Genomic DNA, 233 nt, shown 5'->3' on the forward strand with positions numbered 1-233 from the left:
TTCAGGCTCTTCAGCAACAATTAAACGTTGCAATTGAAGCGGAAGGACAAAAGAAAGCAGAAGAACAAAAGAAAGTAGAAGAACAGAAGAAAGCGGAAGAACAGAAGAAAGTAGAAGAACAGAAGAAAGCAGAAGAACAAAAGAAAGCCGAAGAACAAAAGAAAGTAGAAGAACAGAAGAAAGCCGAAGAACAAAAGAAAGTAGAAGAACAAAAGAAAGTAGAAGAACAGAAG

1 pseudogene is annotated in these 233 nt (G+C 36.5%); it reads left to right on the forward strand.

Annotation, left to right across the window (positions count from 1 at the left end):
• Positions 1 to 233 (forward strand): annotated as a pseudogene (locus tag MR160_RS35435) (DUF4047 domain-containing protein); the annotation flags it as partial.

The organism is Bacillus cereus group sp. BfR-BA-01382 (genome assembly GCF_022663475.1).
Lineage (GTDB): Bacteria > Bacillota > Bacilli > Bacillales > Bacillaceae_G > Bacillus_A > Bacillus_A thuringiensis_S.